Source organism: Geothermobacter hydrogeniphilus, assembly GCF_002093115.1.
Lineage (GTDB): Bacteria > Desulfobacterota > Desulfuromonadia > Desulfuromonadales > Geothermobacteraceae > Geothermobacter_A > Geothermobacter_A hydrogeniphilus.
In genome coordinates this window covers 29,308-56,143 of sequence record NZ_NAAD01000004.1, presented here as the reverse complement: position 1 = coordinate 56,143, position 26,836 = coordinate 29,308, and the positions used below count along the sequence as shown (strand labels likewise).

The 26,836-nt window shown below is 61.0% G+C and carries 21 protein-coding genes; 3 read left to right on the top strand and 18 right to left on the bottom strand.

Features of this window, described 5'->3' with window-relative positions:
- Nucleotides 1–40 precede the first annotated feature (40 nt).
- The 10 genes from B5V00_RS04745 to B5V00_RS04700 all read right to left on the bottom strand — a co-directional run bounded on the left by B5V00_RS04745 (nucleotide 41) and on the right by B5V00_RS04700 (nucleotide 11,635).
- Entirely contained in the window at nucleotides 41–766 is a 726-nt protein-coding gene (locus B5V00_RS04745) for a hypothetical protein (RefSeq protein ID WP_139800655.1), read from the bottom strand.
- Nucleotides 766–1,677: a sulfurtransferase gene (locus tag B5V00_RS04740; protein ID WP_085009615.1), complete on the bottom strand. Its 912-nt coding sequence runs from the start codon at nucleotides 1,675–1,677 to the stop codon at nucleotides 766–768. The genes B5V00_RS04745 and B5V00_RS04740 overlap by 1 nt, the downstream gene beginning before the upstream one ends.
- A 345-nt stretch (nucleotides 1,678–2,022) precedes the next feature.
- Nucleotides 2,023–3,762: an FG-GAP repeat domain-containing protein gene (locus B5V00_RS04735; protein ID WP_085009614.1), complete on the bottom strand. Its 1,740-nt coding sequence runs from the start codon at nucleotides 3,760–3,762 to the stop codon at nucleotides 2,023–2,025.
- 191 nt (nucleotides 3,763–3,953) lie between these two features.
- Nucleotides 3,954–5,342 carry an alginate export family protein gene (locus B5V00_RS04730; protein ID WP_085009613.1) on the bottom strand — a complete coding sequence of 463 codons (1,389 nt, stop codon included), beginning with the start codon at nucleotides 5,340–5,342 and terminating at the stop codon, nucleotides 3,954–3,956.
- Between the two features lie 558 nt (nucleotides 5,343–5,900).
- Nucleotides 5,901–6,404 (bottom strand): TlpA family protein disulfide reductase, encoded by a 504-nt coding sequence (locus tag B5V00_RS04725; protein ID WP_085009612.1) that lies wholly within the window; start codon nucleotides 6,402–6,404, stop codon nucleotides 5,901–5,903.
- Between the two features lie 232 nt (nucleotides 6,405–6,636).
- A complete protein-coding gene (mce, locus tag B5V00_RS04720; RefSeq protein WP_085009611.1) occupies nucleotides 6,637–7,038 on the bottom strand; it encodes a methylmalonyl-CoA epimerase in 402 nt (133 codons plus the stop codon).
- A gap of 75 nt (nucleotides 7,039–7,113) precedes the next feature.
- On the bottom strand, nucleotides 7,114–7,500 hold the full coding sequence (locus B5V00_RS04715) for a GxxExxY protein (protein ID WP_085009610.1): 387 nt from the start codon (nucleotides 7,498–7,500) through the stop codon (nucleotides 7,114–7,116).
- Between the two features lie 47 nt (nucleotides 7,501–7,547).
- Nucleotides 7,548–8,525, bottom strand: coding sequence for a methylmalonyl Co-A mutase-associated GTPase MeaB (gene meaB, locus B5V00_RS04710; protein ID WP_085009609.1), 978 nt, complete (start codon nucleotides 8,523–8,525; stop codon nucleotides 7,548–7,550).
- Between the two features lie 150 nt (nucleotides 8,526–8,675).
- The gene (gene scpA, locus B5V00_RS04705; protein ID WP_085009608.1) at nucleotides 8,676–10,820 is read right to left on the bottom strand and encodes a methylmalonyl-CoA mutase; all 2,145 of its coding nucleotides are present in this window, start codon (nucleotides 10,818–10,820) and stop codon (nucleotides 8,676–8,678) included.
- Nucleotides 10,821–11,065: 245 nt separating this feature from the next.
- On the bottom strand, nucleotides 11,066–11,635 hold the full coding sequence (locus B5V00_RS04700) for a helix-turn-helix domain-containing protein (protein ID WP_085009607.1): 570 nt from the start codon (nucleotides 11,633–11,635) through the stop codon (nucleotides 11,066–11,068).
- A gap of 471 nt (nucleotides 11,636–12,106) precedes the next feature.
- Here B5V00_RS04700 and B5V00_RS04695 point away from each other — a divergent pair, with 471 nt between their 5' ends.
- The 3 genes from B5V00_RS04695 to B5V00_RS04685 are packed head-to-tail and all read left to right on the top strand — an operon-like array spanning nucleotide 12,107 to nucleotide 14,769.
- On the top strand, nucleotides 12,107–13,189 hold the full coding sequence (locus B5V00_RS04695; protein WP_085009606.1) for a hypothetical protein: 1,083 nt from the start codon (nucleotides 12,107–12,109) through the stop codon (nucleotides 13,187–13,189).
- 9 nt (nucleotides 13,190–13,198) lie between these two features.
- Nucleotides 13,199–13,927, top strand: a complete 729-nt coding sequence (gene mqnB / locus B5V00_RS04690; RefSeq protein WP_085009605.1) for a futalosine hydrolase — start codon at nucleotides 13,199–13,201, stop codon at nucleotides 13,925–13,927.
- Nucleotides 13,928–13,929: 2 nt separating this feature from the next.
- A complete protein-coding gene (locus tag B5V00_RS04685; protein ID WP_085009604.1) occupies nucleotides 13,930–14,769 on the top strand; it encodes a menaquinone biosynthesis family protein in 840 nt (279 codons plus the stop codon).
- Nucleotides 14,770–15,101: 332 nt separating this feature from the next.
- Here the strand turns inward: B5V00_RS04685 and B5V00_RS04680 are convergent, their stop codons facing one another.
- From B5V00_RS04680 to aroF, 8 genes are all read right to left on the bottom strand, one after another.
- Nucleotides 15,102–17,978 carry a biotin/lipoyl-containing protein gene (locus B5V00_RS04680; protein WP_085009767.1) on the bottom strand — a complete coding sequence of 959 codons (2,877 nt, stop codon included), beginning with the start codon at nucleotides 17,976–17,978 and terminating at the stop codon, nucleotides 15,102–15,104.
- 60 nt (nucleotides 17,979–18,038) lie between these two features.
- Nucleotides 18,039–19,763: an acyl-CoA carboxylase subunit beta gene (locus B5V00_RS04675; protein WP_085009603.1), complete on the bottom strand. Its 1,725-nt coding sequence runs from the start codon at nucleotides 19,761–19,763 to the stop codon at nucleotides 18,039–18,041.
- Between the two features lie 487 nt (nucleotides 19,764–20,250).
- Nucleotides 20,251–21,843, bottom strand: a complete 1,593-nt coding sequence (gene serA / locus B5V00_RS04670; protein WP_085009602.1) for a phosphoglycerate dehydrogenase — start codon at nucleotides 21,841–21,843, stop codon at nucleotides 20,251–20,253.
- A gap of 179 nt (nucleotides 21,844–22,022) precedes the next feature.
- Nucleotides 22,023–22,505 (bottom strand): PaaI family thioesterase, encoded by a 483-nt coding sequence (locus tag B5V00_RS04665; RefSeq protein ID WP_085009601.1) that lies wholly within the window; start codon nucleotides 22,503–22,505, stop codon nucleotides 22,023–22,025.
- A gap of 177 nt (nucleotides 22,506–22,682) precedes the next feature.
- On the bottom strand, nucleotides 22,683–23,771 hold the full coding sequence (gene serC / locus B5V00_RS04660) for a 3-phosphoserine/phosphohydroxythreonine transaminase (protein WP_085009600.1): 1,089 nt from the start codon (nucleotides 23,769–23,771) through the stop codon (nucleotides 22,683–22,685).
- Nucleotides 23,772–23,989: 218 nt separating this feature from the next.
- Nucleotides 23,990–25,333 (bottom strand): DUF1015 domain-containing protein, encoded by a 1,344-nt coding sequence (locus tag B5V00_RS04655; protein ID WP_085009766.1) that lies wholly within the window; start codon nucleotides 25,331–25,333, stop codon nucleotides 23,990–23,992.
- 58 nt (nucleotides 25,334–25,391) lie between these two features.
- Nucleotides 25,392–25,664: a hypothetical protein gene (locus B5V00_RS04650; RefSeq protein WP_085009599.1), complete on the bottom strand. Its 273-nt coding sequence runs from the start codon at nucleotides 25,662–25,664 to the stop codon at nucleotides 25,392–25,394.
- 14 nt (nucleotides 25,665–25,678) lie between these two features.
- A complete protein-coding gene (aroF, locus tag B5V00_RS04645; protein ID WP_085009598.1) occupies nucleotides 25,679–26,710 on the bottom strand; it encodes a 3-deoxy-7-phosphoheptulonate synthase in 1,032 nt (343 codons plus the stop codon).
- Between the last annotated feature and the right edge of the window lie 126 nt (nucleotides 26,711–26,836).

Sequence of the window (26,836 nt, the reverse complement as noted above, 5' to 3'; positions counted from 1 at the left end):
CTGCGTTTCCTGCTGAGTCTGCCACCGCAGATGGGCGTTTTCATTCGCCTGCCATGGCAATCGTTATCCACACGCGAGTTCCATCTTCAGGCAGCACTCCCGGTATCAGCGACCAGCGGCTTTTTCCCTGCATATAGTCCCGAACTGTCAGGGCCCGGTTCGGACAGACTGCTCCGACACACCCGTACAGACAAATGACACAGTTGGATGGATGCTGTTTGCCGATATAGACCAGGTCGAGTTTTTTCCCGCTCGTGTTGCTCAGAAATTCATCGGCAGACACGGTTTTACGACCGAAAAAGCCATCCCAGCTGACCGTCAACCGCAGCTTGGAACCCTGGGGCCGCAGGTCCGGATAGGACGAATCCGCATCCATCCGGCGCGTAAAACTGCGCTTGTCAAATTTCTCACCACGGGCGCCGAGGGTTGACAACGCGGCAGCAATTTCCTCATCGGTCGCCCAGGCGGAAAAGATTGCCACCCGGCCGACCGCCTGATTGGCCTGGGTGGCGCTGATGATCAGATGCCAGTGATCGGGATCGAAATTCCGCGCCGCCGGATCGGCCCGGGGCTGCCGCTCCCATAAGGAAGCGGTAACCACTGCGGCAAAAGTGATCGAACGCTGCTGCCAGTTGACATGCACCAGTTCCGGAAACTCCGGCCCGGCCGCGTTGACCTGACCCGCCACAAGCAGGCAGAGCGCAGAAATTGTTATCACCATCCACCGGAATCCGGCGCCGGCCTTCTTCTCTGCAGCCTTGGCCATCATCTCTCGGGCAGCTCAATCTTGCCGGCAACACGGGCCGGATCAACCACCGGCAGATCCGGATTATGCGCCCATTCGATCCAGGAACCGTCGTAGTTCTTCACCCGCGGATATCCCAGACCCAACAGCACCAGGGTGGCGTATGAAGAACGGATACCGGTCTGGCAGTGGGCCAGGATTTCCTTGTCCGGGGTAATCCCCCTGTCAGCCAACAGGCTCAACAATTCTTTTTTCGACTTCAGCACCCGAACCCCGTTGACTTCGGTCTGCAGTTCCGTCCAGTTCAGGTGAATCGCGCCCGGGATATGACCGCCGCGAGCGGCCCGCACCTCGGTTCCCTGATACTCACTGGTCCGCCGCGTATCCCAGACCAGGGTGTCGGGATGATCGAGACGGGTCAGAACATAATCTTCCTCGGCACGGATGTCGGGGGCATGCTTCAGGACATATTCTGTCGCGGCCGGCTGATCGGCCGACATCATTTCAGTTTTACGTCCCTCTTTTTTCCACTTGTCGTAGCCGCCATCAAGAACATAGGCCTTTTCATGCCCGTGGAAGCGCAGGGTCCAGACAAACCGGGCCGAATAGGAGCCGCTGTCGGAGGTATAGGCAACCACGGGGGTATCCGCCGTGATCCCGAGCCGGCTCATCAGGGCGACAAATTCATCCGCCGTCGGCACCAGGCTCTTGGTGCCGTTGCGGGTGGAAAGAAATTCACTCCGTTCGACATTCACCGCGCCGGGAATATGACCGAACAGGTACCCGGCAGCCTTGCGCACATCGACCACGCGTACCTTTTCAAGATTGTCGGCAAGCCACCCGGTTGAAACAAAGTAATCCTCCAGCGCCGCCTGGGCCTGGACAGCGCCTCCCGCAATCAGCAGCAGGACGATGATCAGTTTTTTAACCATTTCACGACTCCTTCCCCGTTGTTTTAATCAACTTTACGACAATAGTTCTTGATTTGACAAGTAAGTTTTTTTACGGTGGTTTTACCGGTGACTTGCAGTAGTTTATTCATAAACCTGCGCACGGGCGATACACCGCCATCCTTACCGTAAAAATTCGGCAGGCCGGTGATCACCCGTCGGGCGGTCGGGGAGCAGTCTCGAGAGATCGAAAACGTGACGTGTTGTTCGTCGGCACAGAAGAGGAAAGGGGAAGGGAAAGGGGAAGGGAAAGGAAGAACGGCGACCGGGCCGGTCATCCGCGGGAGCAGAAACCAAGGCTCCAGGCGGATGACCGGCGCGGCGGCTTCATTGTTTCTGGTCGAACACAAACTGCAGCAGGTAACTGGAACCCGCCTGCTTGAGCTGCGAGGAAGTGCGGCTTTCCACCACCAGCACCCGGCCGCGTTCCGCCCAGACACCCTGCAGGGGATTTTCCCGGTCGCCGGGCAGTCGCCCCTTTTCGAACAGGCCGTTGCGGAACTTGACAACAGCGACCCAGCTCTTCTCGATCGAGGGAAACAGTCCCTGAATCTTGATGGAATTCCCTTCCGCGGCCAACGCCACCAGTTCCAGCACCCCGTCTCCATCAATGTCGGCCACGGCCGGCGGCACTTCGAAATTAACGGTGCGATGCAGCAGATCGACGGAACCGGGATTGGTGTCGTAGGTCAGCGAATCAAGACTGCCGCCCATCTGTTCGGAGGACTGGTAAAGCTTCTTTTTTCCCGCAAAGATACTCAGGTAGCCGTGCCGGACAACGACCACCTCGGGTTTCCCGTCCCCGGTCAGATCAGCCATCAGGCTGCCGGGAACCGTGAATTCCTGCGGCAGTTCGAAGGGGACCGGCGTTTCTTTCAGGCTGGAACCGTCCAGGGACAGAGCCGCAACCTTGCCGTAGGTGGTATCCAGATCGAACCGCTGGCCGAGCAGGATCTCCGGCCGACCGTCCCCGTCCCGGTCGTAACTGCCGAGAAACCAGCGCAGCCGATTGACGACGGGCACCAGCTTGCCGTCCCGCCACTCGATCACCGCCCCGGCCATCCGGGTATAGACTTCATTACCGTAATTGCGATCATCTTCCTCGGCCCCGCTGACCACCAGGAAGAGGCGCCCGTTGGCCTGCGGCTGCCACCAGGCGACGGTCAGCGGCTGGACAACGCCTTTGCCGACCCGCGTTTCGCCAACCAGCCGCGGACCATCCGTCACGCGGTAAACCCGCAGACTCTTTCCATCCACCGTGGCCATCAGCAGGTCCTTTCCGGCACGATGAAAAGCGGCCATCCGCACCCGTTCCGCGAGTTCTCCGAGGTTGCCGAAACGGCCGTAATCAACCACGCCGCGCCCGGCGGGAGCGGTCTGCAGCGAGCCTTTCACCACCGGCACCGGTACCGGGGCGGGAACAGGAACCGATGTCACCCGCGGAGCCGGCGTCGGAACCACCGGCGGCGGCGCACCTGTCTTGGCTTTTTTGGTCGGCACGGCGTCGAAAAGCTTGAGATCATAACCGCGCACCCTGCCGCCCCTGGCGTCCATCAGGTTGAGGGTATCCCCGGTCAGGGCAAAGACCAGGTCGACCTCGGGCTGCTCCCCGGCAACAAACTGCCCCTGCCATTCCAGATCCGGCAGGGCCTTGCGGAGCGCATCGTAAAACTCCCGGTCACCGCCGACCAGGGCGGCACTCAGCGCCGAAAAACGTCTGCAGACGGCCCCGTTGCTGATCTTTTCCCGCTCATCAACCACTTCGGCATAGGAATAACCATTCTTGACCCGGGTCACCTTGAGAACCGCGGTCACCTCGTCAAGGCTGCCGAGGATCTTGCCGGTCACCGGATGAACCACGCGTTCCCCGGGCTTGATCACACTGATCAGGTCTCCGACCCTGGTGCCGCGGCTCGCGTCCAGGTCGATGAGATACTGGCCGTCAACCGGCATGATCACGTACCCTGAAGCGGGGGCGAGGTCATGGCCGACGGCCGCCACCAGGTCCACCGCCGCGGCGTTGCCGGCGGCAGAAAGCAGACCGATCGAACAAACGATTGCCAACATCAATCTTCGCATATCTCGACGTTTCCCTTCTCTTGTTTTCCTACCGGTCCTTCACCCAAATCAAGGACAGCGTTGACAAGGGATCCCGCGCCTCCCGCGGACTCCTTCACTTGGGTCATGGATCGGTGAAAAAAAGGCCGGGCACTCGGCCCGGCCTTGAGAATTAGCATAAAAAAGACTGCTTGAGCAAATCAGAACTTGTAGCGGACGCGGGCGGTGGTGCGGAAAATGTCCTCGTCGGCCTTGCCGTTCTGCTCAACTTCCCAGTAGTCCATGGCATCGTCGGCGGCCAGGTAGCCGGCGTTCAGAGCCACTTCGCAGTTCGGGTAGAGCTTGTACTTGACATAGGCGTCAACTTCCACGCCGATGGTGTCGCTGGCATAGTTGACACTACCCACGGAGTAGGTGATGTCTTCAGCGGTCAGCATGTAGAGCACGGCGCCGCCGACGGTCAGCTTGTCGGTGGCCTTGTGGTCAACGGCGACCTTGTTCATGATGAAGCCCTTGTCGAGCAGGTAGGGCATTTCGGTCGGGGCGTTGTCATCGGTGTAGCCGCCCTCGAACAGCACGACGCTGTCGAAACGGTCGACGTCAACCGACAGGAAGGCGTCGAGGTCCTGGTCAGCGGAGTTGTCGTCACCGGAAGCGTACCAGCCAGTGTAGGTCAGGCGGGTCTTGCCGAGGTTCAGGCCGACGTCGGCATGCACCAGGTAGGCGGACAGGTCGACGTCCTGGGCACCGTTGGTGGTCTGGTAGTTGTCGATGCTGCCGTTCTCATAGATGGCGTCCCACTTGACGAAGAAGTCGCCGGCACCGGTCGGGGTGCTGAAGGAGCCGTCGGTACCGATCGCCAGAACATTGAGCTCGGCGGTGCCGAAGGACTTGATCTCGTAGATGGCGGGATCAAGCGCAGCGGTACCGGTCGGGGCACCTTCGAACATGTAGCTGGCGAAGAAGCCGGCCTTGACGTTGTCCTGCTTCAGGTCGTAGCGGGCGGTCAGGGCGTCGAGGTCGTTGTCGCCCCAGCTGTCGCCGGAGGAAGTGATAGCTTCCTTGCCGCGCATCCAGGAGAGGTGCAGATTGTCCATGTTCAGAGCCACGCCCATGGCGGTCTCCTGCCAGAGGAAGCCGTTGATCTTGAAGGGCTGCAGACCCATGCGCACGCGGGCTTTCTGCGAGACGCCCGGCAGCTGGAAGTCGGTGTAGGCCCAGCGGGTCTCGACGTTGATGCCGTCACCGGAGAAGGCGCCACCCTTGGTTTTGTTGCCGTAGCGGACGGCACCGATCTCAATGGCGTACACGCCCTTGATCTTGCCGTCGTTGGTGGCGGCTTCGGTCCACAGGCGATACTTGATCTCACCCCAGGTGTCCTCGGCCTTGTCTTTGCCGATCGGAGCCACGCCGTCGGCCCGCTTGCCGTTCAGACGCTGCATGTTGCCGAAACCGGAGTAGAGGTCGGCATGGTTGGTGTAGAGATTGAAACGGTTGTTGAGGTCGCCGTGGAACTCGAAAGTGGCGGCCATCGCCGAACCGGCTGCCAGCATCAGCAGCACGACCAGCAGGGAAAGGACTTTTTTCATCTTTTGTTGCCTCCTGAATAAAAAGGTGTTGCGTTTTCGCCTCCCGCAAGCGAAGAGGCGTTGACCGGCCCCCATGGCCGGGACAATCACATTGTTGCTGATTAAACGTCTCCACCCGCCGGAAGCCTGACCTTCCGTCAGCGGGACATCTGACGCAGGTTTCTCACCATCGGGCTTCTTTCGTGCAGGTAACCCGAAAAACGGTGAGCATTCCGGCCAGCGAAAATCCAGCACACATTTTCATCGGTTCACCTCCTTTCGCACACATCGAGCGCGGACTCATCGGCGGCCGACGTGAAGCAGGTCGGCCCGCCTCTGACGCACTGGCCGGGGCCACGATTGAAAACTATTCGGTCCAGCTTCTATCTACAAAAAGGGTGCCACCGCCGTGGACAGCGATGAGGGGGCCGGGACTGCCCGATATCTCCTTGAATTTCAACCATTTAACGGCCCTTAATCAGGGCCAAACAAAAGTTTGCTCTGCAAAACTCCGTTGTTTTTACGCCACACTGTGGCAAAGCCACTACAGCAACCGGCAACGGAACGGATGGACGGGAATTACCCCTTGTCCCCCTTCTTCAGCATCGGCCTGATCAGGTTCTGCAACGCCTGAGAGGTCAGCAGACTCCCGTCGCGAACAATTTGAAACTCCCGGTTGACGACCAGCAGCCTGGGAATCAGGTAAACATTGTATTTCTGGCGCACCTGCCCATCATCAAGCAGCGGAATCAACTCCTCGGGGTGACGCTCCTTGGCCAGGTATTCCGTTATCATCTCCCTGGTATCCTGAAGGAAGACCTCGACCACCTTGATATTGTTCTTTTTCAGAAAGGGAGCGGCCTCGGCCAGCTCAAACGACTGCTGTTTGCAGGTCGGGCACCAGGTCGTCCCCAACTTGAGAATGACAATCTGCCCCCGGTGGTCCGACAGCCTGAAGGTCTTGCCGTCAAGCCCCGGCAACTCGAAATCCGGCGCGGGATCACCGAACTCGAGGGCGGAAGCCGTGACCGCTCCAAGGCACAACAGGACAGTTAAAAACAGAAATATGCGCGCGGCCTTCATAAGTACCTCCAGGTGCCGGGGCGATCCGGGGAGCAAAACCTTTTTCCCGCCGCCCAGTCTAACAATCCCCTCCGGCAGGTCAAGGGGCGAAAAAACTCCCACCGTTCTACAACCTGGTCAGGCTAACTTTCCATGAAAGTTCATGTCAAGCAAAAATGACTGATTTAGATAGGAATTTAATAATAGAACGCTTTTTCATCGAACATCGAAACAATTGAAAAATAAACCGGTTTCACGTCGACTGACAGAGCTCGGTCAGCACCCCGCCGGTGGCCCGGGGATGCAGAAAGGCGATGCGGGTGCCATGTGCCCCCTGCCGCGGCTGCCGGTCGATCAGGCGCACCCCCTGTTCCCGAAGCCGGTCCAGAGCGACGACAAGATCGTCGACCTCGTAGGCGATATGGTGAATCCCTTCACCATTTTTCGCGATGAAGCCGGCCACCGGTGAATCGTCCGCAGTCGGCTCCAGCAACTCGATCCGGCTCTCGCCGACAGCCAGAAACGCCACTCGCACCTTCTGCTCGGCCACCTCTTCACTCCCCTCGAAGGTCATACCGAGGACATCCCGGTAAAACGGCAGGGACGCCTCGATGTTTTTGACGGCGATACCGATGTGGTTGATTTTTTTGGTCATACGTCTCTCCTCAAGTCTTAAGGCTGCCACCAAGGCACCAAGGACACCAAGAAAACCCTCTTCAATCGTCAGGCACTAAACCGCAAATCGCTGGATGCCCTGTTTAAAAAGTGGCGAATGAAAATTAATCAGAAAACCTATTCTTTTCCTGGTCAGCTTCAGATAACTGATAAGCTGGGCCTGCCATAACGGATGTGATTTTTCAGCTGCCTTCAACTCGATCACAATCGTATCCTCGATCAGCAAGTCGAGCCGAAAACCTTCATCAAAAGACAGCTCGCCATAGACGATGGGTACGGGCACCTGCCTCTCCACCCTGAATCCGGCAGATTCCAATTCATAGGCAAGACATGCCTCGTAAACCCGCTCCAGCAATCCTGGCCCCAAGCGCCGATGAACTTTGAATGCGGCATCAACAACTGCCTTGGCAATCAAGTCTTCCTGACTTTTTCTCCCATCCATGGCTTTTGCCTTTCTTGGTGATCTTGGTGCCTTGGTGGCCCCAGAAGTCAATGCCGTTTGAACGCCTCCAGCAATCTCCGGGCCGCGGCGCCGGGAGTGGTGGTGCCGGCGGCGACAGCGTCCTGGACCTGGGGCAGCAGGGCTTCGACACGGGGGTCGCGGCGGAAGAGATCCCTGAGACTGTCCATCAGCAGGGACCACATCCAGTCACCGGCCTGCAGCCGGCGCTTGTCGGCGAACTCGCCGCTCTCCTGCAGGCGGGAGCGGTAATCCTCGATGGTCTGCCAAACCTCGGCAATCCCTTCATTGCGCAGGGCCGAACAGAGCATCACCGGCACGGTCCAGTTGGGACTTTTCGGCTGCAGGATGTGCAAAGCGGTTTCGATCTGCGACTTGGCCAGCGCGGCCCGGGAACGATTGTCCCCTTCGGCCTTGTTGATCAGGATCAGGTCGGCGATCTCCATCACCCCCTTCTTGATCCCCTGCAGTTCATCCCCGGCACCGGGAATCTGCAGCAGCAGGAAGAGATCGACCATCGAGGCGACGGTGATTTCCGACTGGCCGACCCCGACCGTCTCGACGATGACCACGTCATAGCCGGCCGCCTCGCAGATCAGCATGGTCTCTCGGGTCTTGCGGGCTACCCCGCCGAGGGTATCGCCCGAGGGGGAGGGGCGGATGAAGGCGTTTGGATCGCGGGAAAGCTCCTCCATGCGGGTCTTGTCACCGAGAATCGAGCCGCCGGAGAGCTGCGAGGAGGGATCGACCGCCAGCACCGCGACCTTGTGGCCACGACCGGTCAGGTAGAGGCCGAGGGCCTCGATGAAGGTACTCTTGCCGACCCCGGGGACACCGGAGATGCCGACCCGGATCGAGTTGCCTGAATCGGGGAGCAGTTCGTCAAGCAGGGTGGTGGCGGCCAGGGAGTGATCAGGGCTGCGGCTTTCGACCAGGGTGATCGCCTTGGCCAGGGAGCGGATGTTGCCGGTGCGGACACCGGCGGCGAGTTCTTTGATCTTGGGCACGGGAAAAACCTTTACAAGGCGGCCGCCAGGAGCCAATCCTTTTTAACGCAGAGGCGCAGAGAAGGAGAGTCGCGAAGAAAAACAGCAAATCGTTGATTCTGCCTTTCTCTCCGACTCTGCCTCTCTGCGCCTCTGCGTTGAGTCTCCTGACTATCCGCGTTTCTCCTCGATGGCGTCGAGGGTCTGGCCGGCGGAGACGGTGATCGGGGTGCCGGGACCGAAGATCCTGGCGGCACCGGCGGCGTAAAGCTGATCATAGTCCTGACGGGGAATGACGCCGCCGCAGACCACGGCGATGTCGTCGGCGCCGAGCTTCTTCAGCTCGGCGACCAGCTGCGGCACCAGGGTCTTGTGCCCGGCGGCCAGGGAAGAAACGCCGACGACATGGACGTCATTCTCCACCGCCATCTTCGCCGCCTCTTCCGGGGTCTGGAACAGCGGGCCGACATCGACATCGAAGCCGGCATCGGCGTAAGCGCTGGCCACCACCTTGGCGCCGCGGTCGTGACCGTCCTGGCCCATCTTGGCGATCAGGATACGCGGCCGCCGGCCTTCCTGCTCGCTGAAGGCGTCGATACGCTTTTTCAGCGCGGTAAAATCATCATCGCTGTCAACCACCGATCCGTACGCTCCTGAAACCAGTTTGATCTCCGCCTTGTGGCGGCCGAAAACCTTCTCCATGGCGTCGGAGATCTCGCCGACGGTGGCCCGCTGCCGGGCCGCCTCGACACAGAGGCCGAGCAGGTTTTCCTTCTCATTCTCGCATGCCGCGGTGATGGCGTCCAGCGCCGCCCGGCAGGCGTCGTTGTCGCGCTCGGCGCGAATCCGGTTGATGCGGGCGATCTGCGCCTCACGCACCGCGGCATTGTCGACATCGAGGACCTCGATCTGGTCTTCCTCGGCGAGCTGGTACTTGTTGACCCCGACGATGACGTCACGACCGGAATCGATGGCGGCCTGTTTCTTCGCCGCCGACTCCTCGATGCGCAGCTTCGGCATTCCCGACTCGATCGCCCTGGTCATACCGCCGAGATCATCGATTTCCTTGAGAATGATGCGCGCCTCGTCGACCAGCGAAGAGGTCAGGGACTCGACATAGTAGGAACCGCCCAGCGGATCGACCACGTTGCAGATCCCCGATTCCTCCTGGATGATCAGCTGGGTATTGCGGGCGATGCGGGCCGAGTGGTCGGTCGGCAGGGCGATCGCCTCGTCGAGAGCGTTGGTGTGCAGCGACTGGGTGCCGCCGAGGACCGCCGCCAGCGCCTCGAGGGTGGTGCGCACCACGTTGTTGTAGGGGTCCTGCTCGGTCAGCGACCAGCCGGAGGTCTGGCAGTGGGTGCGCAGCATGCTCGACTTCGGATTTTTGGGATTGAACTGGCTCATCAGCTCGGCCCAGAGGAAGCGCGCGGCACGCAACTTGGCGGCCTCCATGAAGAAGTTCATGCCGATGGCGAAGAAGAAAGAGAGCCGCGGCGCGAAGGCGTCAACATCGAGCCCCTTGGCGATCGCCGCCTTGACGTACTCGATGCCGTCGCCGAGGGTGAAGGCGAGCTCGAGGGCGTTGTTGGCCCCGGCTTCCTGGATATGGTAGCCGGAGATGGAGATCGAATTGAAGCGCGGCATGTACTTGCTGGTGTACTCGATGATGTCGGAGATGATCCGCATCGACGGCGCCGGCGGGTAGATATAGGTATTGCGGACCATGAACTCCTTGAGGATGTCGTTCTGGATGGTCCCGGCGAGCTGCTCCTGCTTCACCCCCTGCTCCTCGGCGGCAACGATGTAGTTGGCCATGATCGGCAGCACCGCGCCGTTCATGGTCATCGATACCGAGACCTTGTCGAGGGGGATCTCGTCGAAGAGGATCTTCATGTCCTCGACCGAGTCGATCGCCACCCCGGCCTTGCCGACATCGCCGACCACCCGCGGGTGGTCCGAGTCGTAACCGCGGTGGGTAGCCAGGTCGAAGGCGACCGACAGGCCCTGCTGGCCGGCGGCGAGATTGCGCTTGTAGAAGGCGTTCGACTCCTCGGCGGTGGAGAACCCGGCATACTGGCGCACCGTCCAGGGACGTCCGGCATACATGGTCGCCATCGGTCCGCGTACGAAGGGCGCCACGCCGGGCAGGGTGTCAGCGGTCTCGACACCTTCGAGGTCAGCCGCGGTATAGAGCGGTTTGACGGTGATGCCTTCCGGGGTCTCCCACTTGAAACCGGAAAGATCGTCGGTCTTCTTCTCTTTTTTCGCCTTCGCTTCCCAGTCGGCAAGCGTCGGCTTGGGGAATTTACTCATTGTTCCGATCCTTTGCAGTGAGAGGGACTGTCCCCCGAACGGGGACAGTCCCTTTGGAAATCCAAGAGCATCACTTTAACGGAGAGGCGCAGAGAAGGCTCCCCCCCCCCCCCCGAGGCTGATCAAAAATGTCCAGATGCCAGGCGCCCGAGTCCCCGCGGCATAAGGCGTACCGGAAGGTACGTCGTTGACGCGGGGGCGAGGGCAACGCCGCAGATGGGCGTTTTTCATCAGCCCTGCCGCAATCAGCGGGTTACTACCGCCAGCACTTGCACCTCCTCCCCCTCGCAGGCCAGCAGCCGGTGCTTGAGGGATGAGTCGAAGTAGACCGCGTCGCCGGCTTCCAGCACGATGCGTTCATCATCAAGTAAAATTTCCGCGCGACCCTGCAGGATAAGCAGGAATTCCTCTCCCTCGTGATTGTAGAGGGTCTCCTCCTGGGCACGCTCGGAGATGGTGAGCATGAACGGCTCCATCTTCTTGTTGCGCTTGCGATAGGAGAGAGCCTCGTAGGTGTAACCGTGTCCGGTTCCCTTGGAGGAGATCACCCTACTGACCACCCGCCGGGCGTCTTTGGGGACCACCTCGAAACGCAACTCTTCCTCGTCCTCCTCAAAGAAGTGGCCCATCTTGACATCGAAGAAGCGGGCGATCTTCGACAGGGTCGCGATCGGCGGCGAGACGTTGTTGTTTTCGATCTGGGAAATCAGCGCCGGAGAGAAGCCGGTCTCACGAGCGACATCCTGCAGCGTCAGCTTGCGGGCCTTGCGCAGCTTCTTGATTTTGGCGCCGATATTGTATTCGAGGGAGGTCATTCATCCATCCTGCAATAAAAAAGAGTTTTATCCTCGCGGATATATCGGAAATGGAAAAAATTGTCAACTTAAATAATTTACTAACGATAAAATCAATCCCGGTCGAAAAGAGAACTGCGGGACTGCCGCGGGGGGCTGATGACAGGCTGAAAAATGGGGTAAAGACGGACTTTGTCGACGTCAAAGCCAGGCCACTTTAATTTCAGCGATCTTAAAAATATTTCAAGTCCCCGACCACCTGACCCCGGCCTGGTCAATCTTCCTCCGGCAGCAACCGCCTTTGTTGACAGGGACTGCCGTTTTAACTACCCTGAAACCGTGGTCCCCAAACAGTGAACAGACGGACTCCGGACCCGTCTCATGAGTCGCGCGGACCGCGCAACGCAAGCGATCTGAAAGAAGAATCAACCCGGGGCAGCCCTCGTACGGGAAAACACCCTGACAGATGCCGATAACTGAAAAGGTCGTTCATTGAGCAAATCTCCCTTCGATTTCCCCCTGGGCATCCAGCCATGGCCACGCGAACTGCGCATCTACCGCCGACGGATGCGCGAGGGCTACCAGTTCGCGCAACTGGAGAATTCCAGCGATTGTTACCGGCTGACGGCCATGGCCGGAGCGGGCAAGATTCCCGCGTTGCTGCATGACTTTGCCCGCGTCTGCCTGGGAAACGAAGCTTTTCTGATTCTCGAATTTTATCAGGACGAGTGGCAGCAGGAAGACGGTTCACAACCGCCGCCGACGGTCTTTTACTCCCCCTACCTGCCGACCGATGAGTTGCTGGAGGTTATCGAACCTTACATGCAGCGTCTGATCCACGACGGCTTTGTCGGCTTCGGACTGGCCAACAATCGTCTGGGCATGGAGCTGTTTTATTCCGAAGAAAAAATGCTCACCTGTTTCACCGGCAACCAGATCCAGGTGATGAACCTCTTTGCCCGACATGGCCTGCCGCACAATCCGCAGCAGCTCTTTCCGGCCGACTTCGGCCATGATCATCTCTCGCTGCAATGCCACGGGCGGCAACTGCCCCCTTTCCTGGCAGGGTTCAGCCGCCGGGAACTGGACTACCTGGTGTTCTGCAACGAATTGACCGAACAACTCGACATGTATCCGGTTGAGGAATCCCTCTCCTTTTTCCTGTCCCGGAAGGAACAGGATCTGATTGAACAGCATCTGAAACAGCACGACGAATTCGCCGCCTTCGCCGAAGAGGATTTCGGGGCACTGATCCTCGACTGGAATGATTTCGTCGATGAATGCAGCCAGATCTTCGAAGGCGACCTGTGGGAATACCAGCAGGGGTTGAAGCTGCGCGACATGCTGCAGTACGTGATTGAGGCCATGCCCGACCAACTGCGGCAGAAACTGCAGGGAATTCTCGCCGACCCTGACGAACGCTTCCGCAAGGCTCTCGTCGACCGCCGCAAGCGGCTGCACGCCCCGCGCGATGTCAGGCTGCATGGCGAACAGTTCTGGTACCAGGGCGTGGTCCGCAACCAGGGTTCCAGCCTGCGCCGCGACCTGATCCGCCACGGCTGGTACAAATCCTGACCCGCCGCCATGCTCGCCCTGATCGCCGCCACCTCGTTTGAAACCAGACTGCTGCGAACTCGACTGCAGAAAAGCGACCCGTTGCCGGGCCGTTTTCCGCTGTTCCACGGCCAACTGGACGGGCAGGAGATCCTGCTCACCCACAGCGGCGTCGGCAAAGCCAATGCCGCCGCCTGCACAGCCATTCTGCTGAGCCACCGGAAACCTCGGGCGCTGCTCAATCTCGGCTGCGCCGGCGCCTACCCCGACTGCGGTCTGCGGATCGGCGACCTGGCCCTGGCCGACGGCGATATCCTCGCCGACGAGGGAAGCGACTCACCCGCGGGCTTCCTGGGCATGGAGGAGCTCGGGCTGCCCCTGCTGCGCCGCCCGGAGGGGGATCTCTTCAACCGGATGCCGACCGACCCCGAGCTGTTCCGCAACGCCGAATCCCTGCTGCGGGCATGGGCGAGCGAGCAGGATATCGGCTTTGCCACCGGTCCCTTCGCCAGTGTCTCGACCTGTACCGGCACCGACCAGCAGGGCCGACAGCGGCAGCAGGGAGGGGCCATCTGTGAAAACATGGAGGGCGCCGCCATCGCCCTGACGGCGGCGCGTTTCGGCTGCCCACTGCTCGAACTGCGCGGCATCTCCAACCTGGCGGCGCGACGTGATCCCGATCAATGGGACATCCCGGCAGCCTGCCGCAACGCCGAGCGCGCCATCCTCCACCTGTTGCGACACTGGCCGCGGAGCTGACGATGTCCAATCCTTTAAGCCTGGGTTACTCACCCTGCCCCAACGACACCTTCATCTTCTACGCCCTGGTTCACGGCAAACTGGCCGGCGCGCCAAAGGTCAGGGAACGGCTGGAGGATGTCGAAACCCTCAATCAGCTGGCCCGCCGGGGCGCTCTCGACCTGACCAAGATCTCCTATCACGCCCTCGGCCACCTGCGCCATGAATACGCCCTGCTGCGCAGCGGCGGGGCCCTCGGTCGGGGCTGCGGGCCGCTGCTGGTCAGCTCCCGGCCCTGCGATATCGAGGAACTGCGCACCACCTGTATCGCCATTCCCGGCGAACTGACCACCGCCAACCTGCTGCTGCAGCTGCACGGCGAGGGATTTTCCCGTACCCGCGCCATGCCCTTCGACCGGATCATGCCGGCGGTAGCGGCCGGTGAATTCGCCGCCGGGGTGATTATCCACGAATCCCGTTTCACCTACCGGCAGCACGGCCTGCACCAGGTTCTCGACCTCGGTCAGTGGTGGGAGCTTGAAACCGGCTGCCCGATCCCCCTCGGCGGCATCCTCGCCCGCCGGTCTCTCGGCGCCGGGCTGATCGGCCGGATCGATGCCGCCCTCAAGGCCAGCGTCGACTACGCCTTCGCCCACCCCGACGAGCCCCGCGCCTACATCCGCGAACACGCCCGGGAACTGGATGATGAGGTGACCGACAGCCACATCCAGCTCTACGTCAACGCGTTCTCCCGCGACCTCGGCGACGAAGGCATTGCCGCTGTCGAACAGCTCTTCTCCCGCGCCGAAGCCCGCGGATTGATCCCCCCCTGCGACCTCCCGCTGTTTGTCTCGGCGGGCTAAGGCAAAACGCCCATCTGCCGCGTTGTCCTCGCCCCGCGTCAACGACGTACCTGCCGGTACGCCTTATGCCGCGGGACTTCGTCCGCCTGGCATCTGGGCATTTTGGCTCAGCCCGGACCTCCGGGGGCGCCCCCGAGACAAGCGTCCTGGAAGGGCGAGGTTTTTGTGCCGGATCAAGGCGCGTTCCGATGAGTGCGGAGGCGTAACGGCAGCTACGTCGCACAAATGAAGAGGGGCGCAACACCGAGCTGGTGCAAAAGAGCCGCCCCCAAGACAGAAAAGCCCCGCCGTTTCCGGCGGGGCTTTTCTGTCTTGAATCACGTCGTTCGATCTCAGAGTACAGCGGCGAGATATTCACCGGTCTGCGCCCGTTTTTCCCGGGCGAGCTCCTTCGGATCAACTTCAACGAATTTCTCGTCCGGGGTGACCTTGAAGATCGGCTGACCCTTCTGGACAATGACACCGTCGCCGCCCTCGATAAGAATCTTGTCGACGGTTCCGGCGAAGGGCGCGGGGATCTTGTTGAACATCTTCATCACTTCGAGGATGAAGAGCGGCTGGCCGGCCTCGAAATGGTCACCTTCCTTGATGAAGGGCGGCATCCCCGGAGCTTCCTGGGCATAGTACATGCCGCCGCCCGGTGTGACGATCTCATCGGCTTTGGTCGCCGGCGGCGGAACCAGCACCTTCTTCATCGCCGCCTGCAGTTCGGGATCGTGCAGGTACTCGGGAATGGTCACTTCAAGGTCATCCTCAACCCGGAAGTCGAAGAAATCGGTCTTGCTGGCGATCATGAAGAGCATGCCGAACAGCTCGTTGCCGAGTTCGTAACCGCAATGGGCTTCCCGGATCGCCGTCCAGGTCTTCTGATCGTAGCCCCCCTGCGGCTCCTCCTGCTCCAGCAGCTCCCTCAGCTTGATGAATTCGCCCTTGTCCAGGCCGAACGCCTCGCGCAGCTGGGCATAGAATTTCAGCGCCCCCTGCAGCAGTTCGTTGTCGTGCGACCAGATCACCTCGGCTGCCGGGCGGGTTGCGTCATAGCTCATGTTGAGATACGCGTAGGTCTCTTCCAGCACCACCAGCGGATTGCGCAGCCAGACCAGCTTGCCGTTTTCGATGGCAAAACTCCTGCGGTTGAGGCTCAACCAGCCGGAGAGCAGATGCGGGTCACCCAGCAGCACCTCCATCGGCCGGGTCAGCAGGGTCCCCTTGCGGTCAAGGGTTTCGGAGGCGGCTTTGGCAGTCTCCTTGTCCCCGCCGTAGAGCTTGGCGAAATGCTTCTTCATCGAAATGAAGGCGTAGACAACATCAATTTTCTGCGCCTCTTCCTTGAGCCTGCCGACCAGGGTCAGGTAGGGAACGACAAAACGGGTGGTCGGCTTGGCCATCACATTCTGGCCGAGGAACCAGTTGACCAGGCCGTAATGAAACTCGAGGTTGGTGGCCAGGTTGGTGCCGCGCAACACGGTGTTGCGGAGGACTTTGGCGAGATGTTCGTAGCTGGCCCGGCGGTCATCCCCCTTGGTCAGCAACAGGGCGATGTTGGAGTCGTAGGCACCGGAAACGTTGTAGCGCATGAACAGACCGGTGTCGGGATTGGGAAAGCAGATCCCCTGGTCGTCGCGGATCTCGCCCTCGATCGGCTTCGACCAGTTGCGGATCACGCCGCCGGCACTCGGTGACAGGGAACAGTCGGTGGCGTTGAGGCGGGCTTCGACCGAGGCGCCGAACCGCGGCAGGCGCTCGGGGCGCGGCAGGCGGTCCTTGTGCTCGGCAAGCAGCGCCATCGCTTCGACCAGCGATTCGACGATAAAGAAATCATCCTTGTCCTCGGGGTTGGTGAACTTGAGCTTGTAGACCAGCTCGGTCACCCGGTGTTCGACCTGGATGCGGGTGTTGACCTCCATGAAGTAATGACGATCGCGGTCGACGATGCACTCGAAAGTCGAGGCCGAGTCGAGACCGACGGCGGTACCGAAACGCTCCGACTCCTCCTCCATCCGCTGCAGCACTTTCAGGTCGGTTTCCAGGGCCGCGGCCTGATCCTTGAGACCGTCCTTCCTGGCCTTCTCGATCTCCAGCGCCAGCCCTTCCTGGGTGACGGAGACTTCCAGCAGTTTCTGCTCGTGCATCTGCAACGAACAGTCGCGGCCGCCGAGAGCGATGCACCAGCTGCCGTTGCCGAGCAGCTGGATCTCGTTGTGGCGGGTCTGCTCGATATTCAGCTCGATCAGCACGTTCTTGTTGTCACCGACACCGTTGGCCTTGACTTCAAGCAGTACTTCACGGGTCAGTTCCGGAGCGTCCGCGGCCGCCTTTTTGATGTCGGCGTCGCTCGGGTTTTTCTTCGTCAGCAACGAGGCACCGAGAATCCGCTGTCCCTTGCCGCCGCCGCCGCCGATCGCCTTGAGGCGAATGCGGGCGCCGGGGTAGTTGCGGAACATCTCGGCACACTCTTTTTCCACCTGCGCGCAGAGTTCGTCGATGGAGAACAGGTCGATACCCTTCTCGTAGGAAGCAAAGAGGATACGGTCGGCCAGTTCCTCCAGGGAAAGTTTCTCGTCATCCAGAACCTTCTGATCGACCGTGAGGCCCTCGGCCTTGACCATCGACAACAGCGCCTCACGGCTCGGGTACTTGCTGACCAGAGTGCGGGCGGTGACATTGTCGATTCCCGGGGTGACCGAAACATTGACCTGCAACGCGGTCCGCTTGGCCTCGTCCTTCTTGCCGGCGGCACGCTGGGTGGCGGCGCAGGGGCCGATGAACTTCAGGCCGGCATCCTCGATGGCGGCAACAAACTCGTCATCCTCGGCCATGAAACCGTAACCGGCAAAGATCGAATCGTAGCCGTTGTCACGGGCGATGGAAATAATCTGGTTGATCCGCTCGACACGCTCTTCCTTCGAGGCACCGGAGTAATCGGGCACCCGGTGAACACGGCTGGTATCGGTCAGCCGCTTCAACTCGGGGGACAGGGCGTCCGGATAGACGATGGAATCCTTTTCCGAGAGCAGGATTCCGTAATGGCTGATGCCCATCTCCTCGTAGACCGTCATCGCCTCCAGGCGGATCGGTCCGCGGCAGACGATCAGCGGCTTGAGATTCTCACAGGAGAAGGACCGGACCCACTCCGAAGAGGCATTTCCCAGGCGGCGATCGCGGTGGATCAGCGGATTGTTCGCGTAATAGTCAGTTGTCTGTGCCATCGGTTTTATCTCCACGTCGAAACCTTGATTCGCTTTCATCATCAAATCCCTGTCGCCCCCTTAATGGAATTCACGCTGCACGCCCTGCCAGGCCGAAGGCTTGTAGTGGCGGAGCAGGAAATGCAGGTTTTCGCCCAGCACCTTGCGCAGATCGGCGGGCATGACAAGAGACGAGATCGAACCGAGCGCGAGGCCCTCCTTCGGATTCATCAGCTCTTTCTCGTAACGCAGATTCAGAGCCGCTTCCTCTCCCTTGAGCCACTCTGCCACTTCGGCCTCGGCGTCCTTCCTGGCCGCATCGCCCTCCATGCCGGCCTTGATGCGTTCTTCAGCCGCCTGCTGGACCCGTTGCGGAACCGAGCCGCGCAGTTTGCGCAGTTCGGACTTGTAGACGAATTCCTTGCCTGCCGGGCCCATGACCGCCAGGCGGGTGGTCGGCAGCGCCAGCACCACGTCGGCTCCGGTCGGGTAGTTGTTGTAGGAAGCGTAGGCACCGCCGAAGGCGTTGCGGAGGATCAGCAGGATACGCGGGGTGCGGACATCGACGATCGAGTCGAGCATCGAGCGGCCGGCCTGGACGATGCCCCGGGCCTCCTGGTCGCGTCCCGGCAGGAAGCCGGTGGTATCCTCCATGAAGATCAGCGGAATATTGTAGATATTGCAGAAACGCACGAAACGGGCGATTTTCAGCGCCGAATCGCAGTCGATCTGCCCCGAGGCGACCGCCGAGTTGTTGGCGACGAATCCGACCACGTGGCCGCCAAGTCGACCGAAGGCGGTGATCGCCTCGCGGGCGCGGGTCGGCTGCAGCTCGAAATAGTCGCCGTGGTCGCAGATCTGCTGGATGATGATCGAGACGTCGAACGGGGTGTTGAAGCCGGTCGGCGAGTTGAAGGCCTTCTTCAGCAGGGTATTGATCTCCCAGGTCTTGCGGTCCAGCGGATCGCTGGTCTCCTGGAAGGGCGCCAGGCTGTGATTGTTGTCGGGGATGTAGCTGAGCAACCGCAGCACGGTACGCAGGGCGGCGGTTTCGTCGGCCACCGTCAGGTCGGCCACCCCGGTGGCACCGTGGACCTTGGGCCCGCCGAGATCCTCGGGGGAAATATCCTCGCCGAGCACCGACTTGACCACTCCCGGGCCGGTCAGGCCGAAGAAGGTGTCTTCCGGCTGGATGACGAAACTCCCCTGGCGCGGCAGGTAGGAACCGCCGCCGGCATTGAAGCCGAACATGCACATGATCGAAGGCACCACGCCGCTGATCTTGCGCAGCGCGGTAAAGGCCTCGGCGTAGCCGTCGAGACCGCCGACCCCAGCCGGGACGAAAGCACCGGCGGAGTCGTTCATGCCGATCACCGGAATCCCTTTTTCGCCGGCCATGTTGAACAATCGGGCCAGCTTGCGGCCGTTGGTGGCATCGATGGAGCCGGCCCGCACGGTGAAATCGTGACCGTACAGCGCCACGTCACGCCCGTCGATATTGAGAATTCCGGTCACCAGCGAAGCGCCGTCGAGATTCTTGCCCCAGTTCTGAAAGAGGATGTTCGGCTCGTTCTGGGTCAACACTTTGATCCGCTCCCAGACCGTCATCCGCTGCTTGAAGTGCTGCTTTTCAATCTGGCCGACGGGAACCGACTTGATCGGGCGTTGAATGAGGTCGTAGCCTTCCTTCATGACCTCTTCATAACCACCGGCCTGGCCGGCAATCTCTCCCGGGATGGTGAACTCGACCTTCTCGGGCGGAGTCAGGGGATTTCTCAATGAGGGTTTAATCGCTTTCTGGGACATGGCACATCCTTCTATGAGATGGGATTACGCTGCCAGACGGCAGCCTGTTGACGTCACGCGCAGCCGACAACCGGGCCACAGATTTAGAACATCGTTTTTCGCAGATCGACCTAAAAAAGCAGAAAATGCGCTAAATTGTCAAGGAATTTTTAATCACAATAAAATTCAAACAGGCCCGCTGAAGAACCGGAACAGCCGGGGGATTGCCCATCATCCGCCGACGGATTCGAAGCGCGAAAGGGCGGCCTGAAACCGGTGACAACCCTTGATTCCGGCGAGTTGAAGCGGTTCAGCGAGGTTTTGTTTCCGGCCGCTCCAAATCCCGCCGGCGGACGGAGCGGCAATCACCCGGCAGGGGCGTCGAAGGCGAGATGGATATTTTCTTGTCATTAAAACCGGGTGCAGAGGGGAGCCTGCGCCCGACAAAAAAACCCCACCGCCTGTTTGGGGGGTGGGGTTTTCTGTGACGGCCGGAAGATACAGCTTTTTATTTGGGCAGGGTCACGGCACGGATGTAATCGGGCTGGATCGCCGCGGTGATTTCGGCGATCGTTGCCTCATCCACCCGTGAGTCGGTGGAAAAAACCACCAGCGCCTCGCCGCCCTTTTCACGACGACCGAGATTCATGTTGCCGATATTGACCCCCGCATCGCCGAGCAGGGTGCCGATCTTGCCGATCAGCCCCGGACGGTCCTGGTAACTGAGAACCAGCATATGCTCTTCGGGGCGGAAATCGGTATCGAAATTGCGCATCTTGACGATCTTCGGTCGTCCCTCGAAGAGAGTCCCGGCGATCACCCGCTTGCCGGTCGGGGTTTCCAGCGCCAGGCTGACAACATTGGAATAGGATTCGGTCTCGGTGGTCCGCACCGCTTCCACCTCGATGCCCATCTCGCGGGCGATCAGGCTGGCGTTGACCAGGTTGACCTCGCGCTCGGTGTGGCGGTTGAGCAGCGCCGCCAGGCCGCAGACGGTGAGAGGAGTGCAGTCGTAACGTGCCAGTTGCCCGCTGTAGGTGAAGGTGACCTTGCGCGGATTGGGCGGCGCCAGCTGCGAAATGAAGTTGCCGATGGTCGAGGCGAGCGCCATGAAGGGCTTCATGTGCTCCATCAGATCGGGATCGAAACGCGGAATATTGATGGCGTTGGTCAGCGGCTTGCCGTCGAGATAGGCGAGGATTTCCTGGCAGACATCGATGGCGACATTCTTCTGCGCCTCGAAGGTGTTGGCGCCGAGATGCGGCGTCACGACCATCTTCGGGTGCGCGATCAGCTTCTTCAGGGTGTCGCTGTCGGGCGGCTCCTGGCTCCAGACATCGAAGGCGGCGCCGATCACCTTGCCGCTTTCAAGCGCCTGCAGGGTTGCCTCCTCGACGTAGATGCCGCCGCGCGCGCAATTGACGATCAGCACTCCGTCCTTCATCCGCTCGAACTGCGCCGGGCCGATCATCCCCTTTGTCTCTTCATTGAGCGGCGTATGCACGGTAATGATATCGGCCAACCGCAGCAGGTCATCGAGCTGCACCAGCCTGACGCCGAAATCCTCGGCGCGCTTTTCGGAGATATAGGGATCGTAGACCACCACATCCATCTCGAACGCCCGGGCGCGACGGGCGACGCGGCCGCCGACCTTGCCCATGCCGATGATGCCGAGGGTCTTGCCGCGCAGTTCATGCCCGGTGAAGGGCGCCCGCTGCCAGTCGCCGCTCTTGAGGTTGTCATTGGCCACGGTGACATTGCGGCAGAGGCTGAGCAGCAGCGCGAAGGTGTGTTCCGCCGCCGAGTTGGTGTTGCCGGTCGGAGCGTTGACAACGATGATCCCACGCTCGCTGGCGGCGTCGATATCGACGCTGTCAACACCGACCCCGGCACGGGCGACAATCTTCAGGTTTTCGCCGGCTTCGAGCAGAGCCCGGTCGACCCGGGTACCGCTGCGGGTGATGATGGCGTCATAAGCGCCGATCTGCGCACGAAGTTCTTCGGCCGACAGCTTCAGCCGGACATCGACACTGACCCGGGGGTCCTCCTCCAGCAGCTGCAGACCGCTGTCGGACACTTCATCGGTAACAATGACCTTCATCTGAAAGGCTCCTTCAAAAGTCTGACGGGAAATGCCGGCCGGCCTCTCCCGTCGTGGAAATAATTGTTCAGGTCGAGCTGCCGGGATGCCAGGGGGGGGGCCGCTCTCGGCCCGGGTTCCGCCTGATCCGCCCGTTCCGGCGCATGGTTCGGTGATTCTAGGCCCCCGCCGGAGACCTGTCAATGCTTGCCGGCGAGCTCCGCGGCGGCCTGTTCGGGGATGGTGATGCAGAGACAGTCGGCCTCGGCATAGACCGTGTCACCCTTGCAGATCCGGCCGCGCACCATGACCTTGCGTCCGGACGTGGAGAGAATCTCGCTCTCGACCGTGACCACCTGCTGCAGCGGCAGCAGGTTGCGGAAATCGACATTGAGATTACCGACCACAATCGGGTAACCGGCCGCCCAGGCCGCCAGCCCGAGGACCTCGTCCATCACCGCCGCCATACTGCCGCCATGGGCATGACCGGGAGGTCCCTCGGTTTCGGGGCCGAACCAGATCCGCGCCCGCAGCGCGCCGTCGGCATTGCGATAATAACGGACCCGGTAACGGTCTCCCTCAGGCTCACCGGAGACGAAACGCAGCGAGGCGCCGACCAGCGAGGGGGCATCGAACTCGGTCCAGTTTGCTTCACCACTTAAGTCAACAGGGGGCATGGGCATCGTCAGTTTCTCCTCGATATTCAACGAACAAGATTTTATTTAACGCAGAGACGCGGAGCAAGGACCTGAAGGCGCAGAGAAAGACTGAAACTCCCCGGCAGAGCTTGATTCAGCCAAACTTTTGCGCTCTCCGGCTCTGCCCCTCTCCGCCTCCGCGTTGAAATTATCTTGCTTTCTCTAACCGTTCCTGCGGGCAAACTCTTCCATGAACTGCGCCAGTGCCTCGACCCCGTCCAGCGGCATGGGGTTGTAGATCGAGGCGCGTACCCCGCCCAGGGCACGATGACCCTTGAGAGCATAGAGCCCGGCGGCTCCGGCCTCGGCCAGGAAAGCGGCTTCCAGCTCCGGCGTCGGCAGGGTGAAGGTGACATTCATGATCGAACGATGCTCGACAGCGGCGCAGCCACGGTAAAAATCCCCCGCATCGATCACCCGGTAGAGCCGGGCGGCCTTCTGCCGGTTGCGCGCCTCGATGACATCGAGGCCGCCCTGCTGCCGCATCCATTCCAGCACCAGCTTGACCACGTAGATGGCAAAGGTATTGGTGGTATTGGTCAGCGAATCATCCTCAGCGGCGCGCGTGTAGTTGAGCAGCAGCGGGGTCTTTTCATCGGCACTGCCGAGCAGGTCGTCGCGTACCACCACCAGGGCCATCCCCGCGGGACCGAGATTCTTCTGCAACCCGGCATAGACCAGGCCGAAACGGCTGAAATCAAGCCGTCGACCAAGAATTTCCGAGGTCTGGTCGGTCACCAGCGGCACGTCGCCGGAATCGGGAAACTGCTGCCACTGGGTGCCGAACACGGTATTGTTACTGGTCAGATGCAGGTAGGCGGCCTGCGGATCGATCTTCTCCGGATCGACTTCGGGCAGGCGGGCATAACTGCAGTCGGCGCTGCTGGCGATCACCCGGACATCGGCGTAGGGAACAGCGTCGCGATTGGCGATTTTGGCGAAATTGCCGCTTTCGACATAGAGACAGGTACGCGAGGGGCTGCGTCCGGCCAGGTTCATCGGCAGGGCAGCAAACTGCATCCGCGCCCCGCCGTGGATGAACAGGATGCGGTAATTCTCCGGCAAGCCGGTCAGTTCGCGAAACAGATCCTTGGCCTCGTCGAGAACCGCCTGAAACTCCCTGCTGCGATGGCTGATCTCGACCAACGAAACGCCCATGCCGCCGAAATCAAGCCATTCCTCGCGGATGCGCTCCATCACCGGCGGCGGCAGCATCGCCGGCCCGGCACCGAAATTCCATACCTGAGACATGGTGTATCAAGCTCCTGTAAACGCAAATCTTAATGCCACCAAGACACCAAGGGCGCCAAGAAAGGCAAAACCCATTTAACAGAGGCAGAGAAAAAGCTTTCGGGATCATTTAACCCTGAATCCAGATTTGGGCTTGCTCCTGCGTTCTCTCCCGCTCTGCGCCTCTCCGTTAAAAAAGGTTTTCTTGATTTTCTTGGTGCTCTTGGCGCCTTGGTGGCTCAATCCTGTTTGATCTTCCGGCACTCCAGATAGAACCGCTTCTCGTCGGCCTCGCCCATGGAGAAGGTCTTGCGCGGCAGGGCGCCGTCGAGGATGATCGTCCGGAAGAGTTCGAACTTGGAAATCGCCGGCAGATAAAACCCGGCGTTGCCCGGTCGGCTGCCGAGTTCCGTGACCACGTCGGCACCGTGAATGTAATCGATGCGGACATCCTCCTGCGCCGCCAGCTGGTCCAGAAACGCCTGAAGCGTGCCGACCGCCAGGTTGCTGGCCGGTCGGCCGATCTCAACCACTCCGCAGCGGCCGCCGGCAATCAGCGGCAGCCGGTGAACACCCTCCTTGACCTCCTGATCAACTTCAGCCATGACCGCCTCGACCGAATCCAGCTCCTGCCAGACGAAGCCGCAGCCGAACTGCCGATAATAAGCCTCCATCCGCACCAGCAGCTGCGTCGTCTCGATACCGAACAGCACCCGGTGGATGGCTTCGAATTCGAGACCGGGATCATGCAGGTTGACCAGCTCGACCAGGGCCCAGCGGGCGGGATGATCCATGATCGCGGCCGGATCGGAAGCCTCGGCCTTGAGCTGCTCCCAGATCGCCTTGGCGGTGGCGAAGGAATGGTTGCCGTCCCCCATGGCGTACAGCAGCGGCGACTGGTTTTCGACCTGGTAACGCGCGGCAAAAGCTTTCGGTTCCGCCAGGGCGGCGAGAGCATCGGCAACCTGCCGCAGCAGTCGTTGTTCACTGACCTGCCAGCCGCGCAGGTGACCGCCGCCGGCCATCAGTTCGAAATCATACAGCGGCGGCAGCTGCTCTTTGAACAGCGGTTCGATCACCGTCTGCCCGGGATCGTCAATCAGCACCATGATGTGCGGCAACTCCAGACAGGCCTGTTCCCGCACCTGGATGCGCGGCGGCAACCGATCGAGAATGGTTCCCTCGGTGGCACGGATCAGGCTGCCGGAACCGGGCCGGTAATCGTACTGCTCAAGATCAAGGGCCACCATCAGCCCCTTGCGTGACGGCACCTGCGAGGTACGGCGATCAACCAGCACAAAGCCTTCCGGCAACGGACGCAGCACCCCCTGGTCAAGGTAGTCGCGCATTGTCTTGTTGATGGCACGGATCCGTTCCGCCTTGTCCGGCTGCTCAAGGTAGACCTCGGGAAAGGTCAGCTTCAGCGTCGACGGAGACTCGCCGACCTGTTCCGCGACCTGTTGCCAGTAGTCGGGCTGCGAGGTGTACTGGTCACAGGCGATGACCGCCCACCTGGCCAGGTCAACATTGTCCTGCGGCAGCAGGATCTGCGGGGCGCGCAGCCCGATAGCGGGAAAATTCATGGCAGTGTCCTCGATGGCTTGATGCATTCGCAAAAACTCTTGGGATGGCTGAGCCAGCCTATTTGATCCGCTTCAGATGACCGCCGGGCGACGGATCGGGCGACGGATCGGTTGGCGTTTCGGGTTCTTTTTCCGGCGCGAGTTCGGCATCCAGGTTCGGCAGGCTGCCTTCACCGAGCATGCGCTGAACGGCATCGGCAATGCTCAGGCACTGCTGCATGCAGACCTTGTGCGCCGGGCAGGTCGAACAGTCCGCCTGGCCGCCGGCGGCCCGGAGAGCGTGGATCACCAGTTCGACACTCTCGATCTGGGTCAGGGGAATCAGGTACATCTCTATCCCGCCTTTCAGTCCCCTGTCGCCAGGGAGCGTTCGGCCACCTCGGCATAGGCGGCCAGTTTTTTCATCATCGCGGCGAAATCAGCCGGTTTCAACGACTGCGGACCGTCGCTGGCCGCCTCCTCGGGACGCGGATGGACCTCGACGATCAGCCCGTCGGCTCCGGCCGCCACCGCCGCATAGCTCATCGGCGCGATCAGCCGGGCATGGCCGGTGGCGTGCGAGGGATCGACAATCACCGGCAGATGGGTCTGGCTCTTGAGGACCGGCACCGCCGAGATATCGAGGGTGTTGCGGGTCGCGGTCTCGAAGGTGCGGATGCCGCGCTCACAGAGAATCACCCGCCGGTTGCCCTCGGAGAGAATGTACTCGGCGCTCATCAGGTACTCCTGGATGGTGGTCGCCATCCCCCGTTTGAGCAGAATCGGCTTGTCGAGCTGGCCGAGCATCTTCAGCAGGGCGAAGTTCTGCACGTTGCGGGCCCCGACCTGCATCACATCCGCGTAGCGGGCGACCAGTTCGACATCACGCGGATTGACCACCTCGGTGACGATCGGCAGGCCGGTTTCCTCACGCGCCGCGGCCAGCAGCTTGAGCCCCTCTTCCTCCAGACCCTGGAAAGAATAGGGAGAGGTGCGCGGTTTGAAGGCGCCGCCGCGCAGCAGCCTGGCCCCGGCCGCCTTGACGGCATGCGCGCTCTGCAGGATCTGCGCCTCACTCTCGACCGAGCAGGGCCCGGCCATGACGATGAACTCATCCCCGCCGACGCTCAGGCCGGGAACGATCTCCACCAGGCTCGGTTCCGGCTTGACTTCGCGGCTGGCAAGCTTGAAGGGCTTGAGGATCGGCACCACGTTATCGACCCCGGACAGCGACTGCAGCGACTGCAGCACCGCCTTGCCGCGCTCGTCGCCGACGGCGCCGACCACATTGCGGGTCGCGCCATGGATAACGTGCGGCTTGTAGCCGAGTTCACGAATCCGTTTCTTGACCTCGGCCAGTTCCTGCCTGCCGGCACCCGACTTCATGACGATAATCATTTTTGTTCACTCCGTCTGCATCGATGTTGGGTTGCACCTGAATCAGTGAGTTTCTGTTGGCTGGAGAGTGCCTTGTGCTATCCGCCGACAAGGAGCTCACCGATTCAGGTTGCAGTCATCCCGGGC

Excerpts from the sequence above, each read along its gene's own strand:
- B5V00_RS04685 (WP_085009604.1), top strand. The coding sequence starts at position 13,930 with ATGTCCAATCCTTTAAGCCTGGGTTACTCACCCTGCCCCAACGACACC.
- B5V00_RS04655 (WP_085009766.1), bottom strand. The coding sequence starts at position 25,333 with ATGAATTTTCCCGCTATCGGGCTGCGCGCCCCGCAGATCCTGCTGCCG.
- serC (WP_085009600.1), bottom strand. The coding sequence starts at position 23,771 with ATGTCTCAGGTATGGAATTTCGGTGCCGGGCCGGCGATGCTGCCGCCG.
- B5V00_RS04675 (WP_085009603.1), bottom strand. The coding sequence starts at position 19,763 with ATGTCCCAGAAAGCGATTAAACCCTCATTGAGAAATCCCCTGACTCCG.
- scpA (WP_085009608.1), bottom strand. The coding sequence starts at position 10,820 with ATGAGTAAATTCCCCAAGCCGACGCTTGCCGACTGGGAAGCGAAGGCG.
- B5V00_RS04680 (WP_085009767.1), bottom strand. The coding sequence starts at position 17,978 with ATGGCACAGACAACTGACTATTACGCGAACAATCCGCTGATCCACCGC.
- B5V00_RS04700 (WP_085009607.1), bottom strand. The coding sequence starts at position 11,635 with ATGACCTCCCTCGAATACAATATCGGCGCCAAAATCAAGAAGCTGCGC.
- B5V00_RS04725 (WP_085009612.1), bottom strand. The coding sequence starts at position 6,404 with ATGAAGGCCGCGCGCATATTTCTGTTTTTAACTGTCCTGTTGTGCCTT.
- B5V00_RS04730 (WP_085009613.1), bottom strand. The coding sequence starts at position 5,342 with ATGAAAAAAGTCCTTTCCCTGCTGGTCGTGCTGCTGATGCTGGCAGCC.
- B5V00_RS04650 (WP_085009599.1), bottom strand. The coding sequence starts at position 25,664 with ATGTACCTGATTCCCCTGACCCAGATCGAGAGTGTCGAACTGGTGATC.
- B5V00_RS04665 (WP_085009601.1), bottom strand. The coding sequence starts at position 22,505 with ATGCCCATGCCCCCTGTTGACTTAAGTGGTGAAGCAAACTGGACCGAG.
- B5V00_RS04745 (WP_139800655.1), bottom strand. The coding sequence starts at position 766 with ATGGCCAAGGCTGCAGAGAAGAAGGCCGGCGCCGGATTCCGGTGGATG.
- mce (WP_085009611.1), bottom strand. The coding sequence starts at position 7,038 with ATGACCAAAAAAATCAACCACATCGGTATCGCCGTCAAAAACATCGAG.
- B5V00_RS04740 (WP_085009615.1), bottom strand. The coding sequence starts at position 1,677 with ATGGTTAAAAAACTGATCATCGTCCTGCTGCTGATTGCGGGAGGCGCT.
- mqnB (WP_085009605.1), top strand. The coding sequence starts at position 13,199 with ATGCTCGCCCTGATCGCCGCCACCTCGTTTGAAACCAGACTGCTGCGA.
- B5V00_RS04715 (WP_085009610.1), bottom strand. The coding sequence starts at position 7,500 with ATGGATGGGAGAAAAAGTCAGGAAGACTTGATTGCCAAGGCAGTTGTT.
- B5V00_RS04735 (WP_085009614.1), bottom strand. The coding sequence starts at position 3,762 with ATGTTGGCAATCGTTTGTTCGATCGGTCTGCTTTCTGCCGCCGGCAAC.
- aroF (WP_085009598.1), bottom strand. The coding sequence starts at position 26,710 with ATGATTATCGTCATGAAGTCGGGTGCCGGCAGGCAGGAACTGGCCGAG.
- serA (WP_085009602.1), bottom strand. The coding sequence starts at position 21,843 with ATGAAGGTCATTGTTACCGATGAAGTGTCCGACAGCGGTCTGCAGCTG.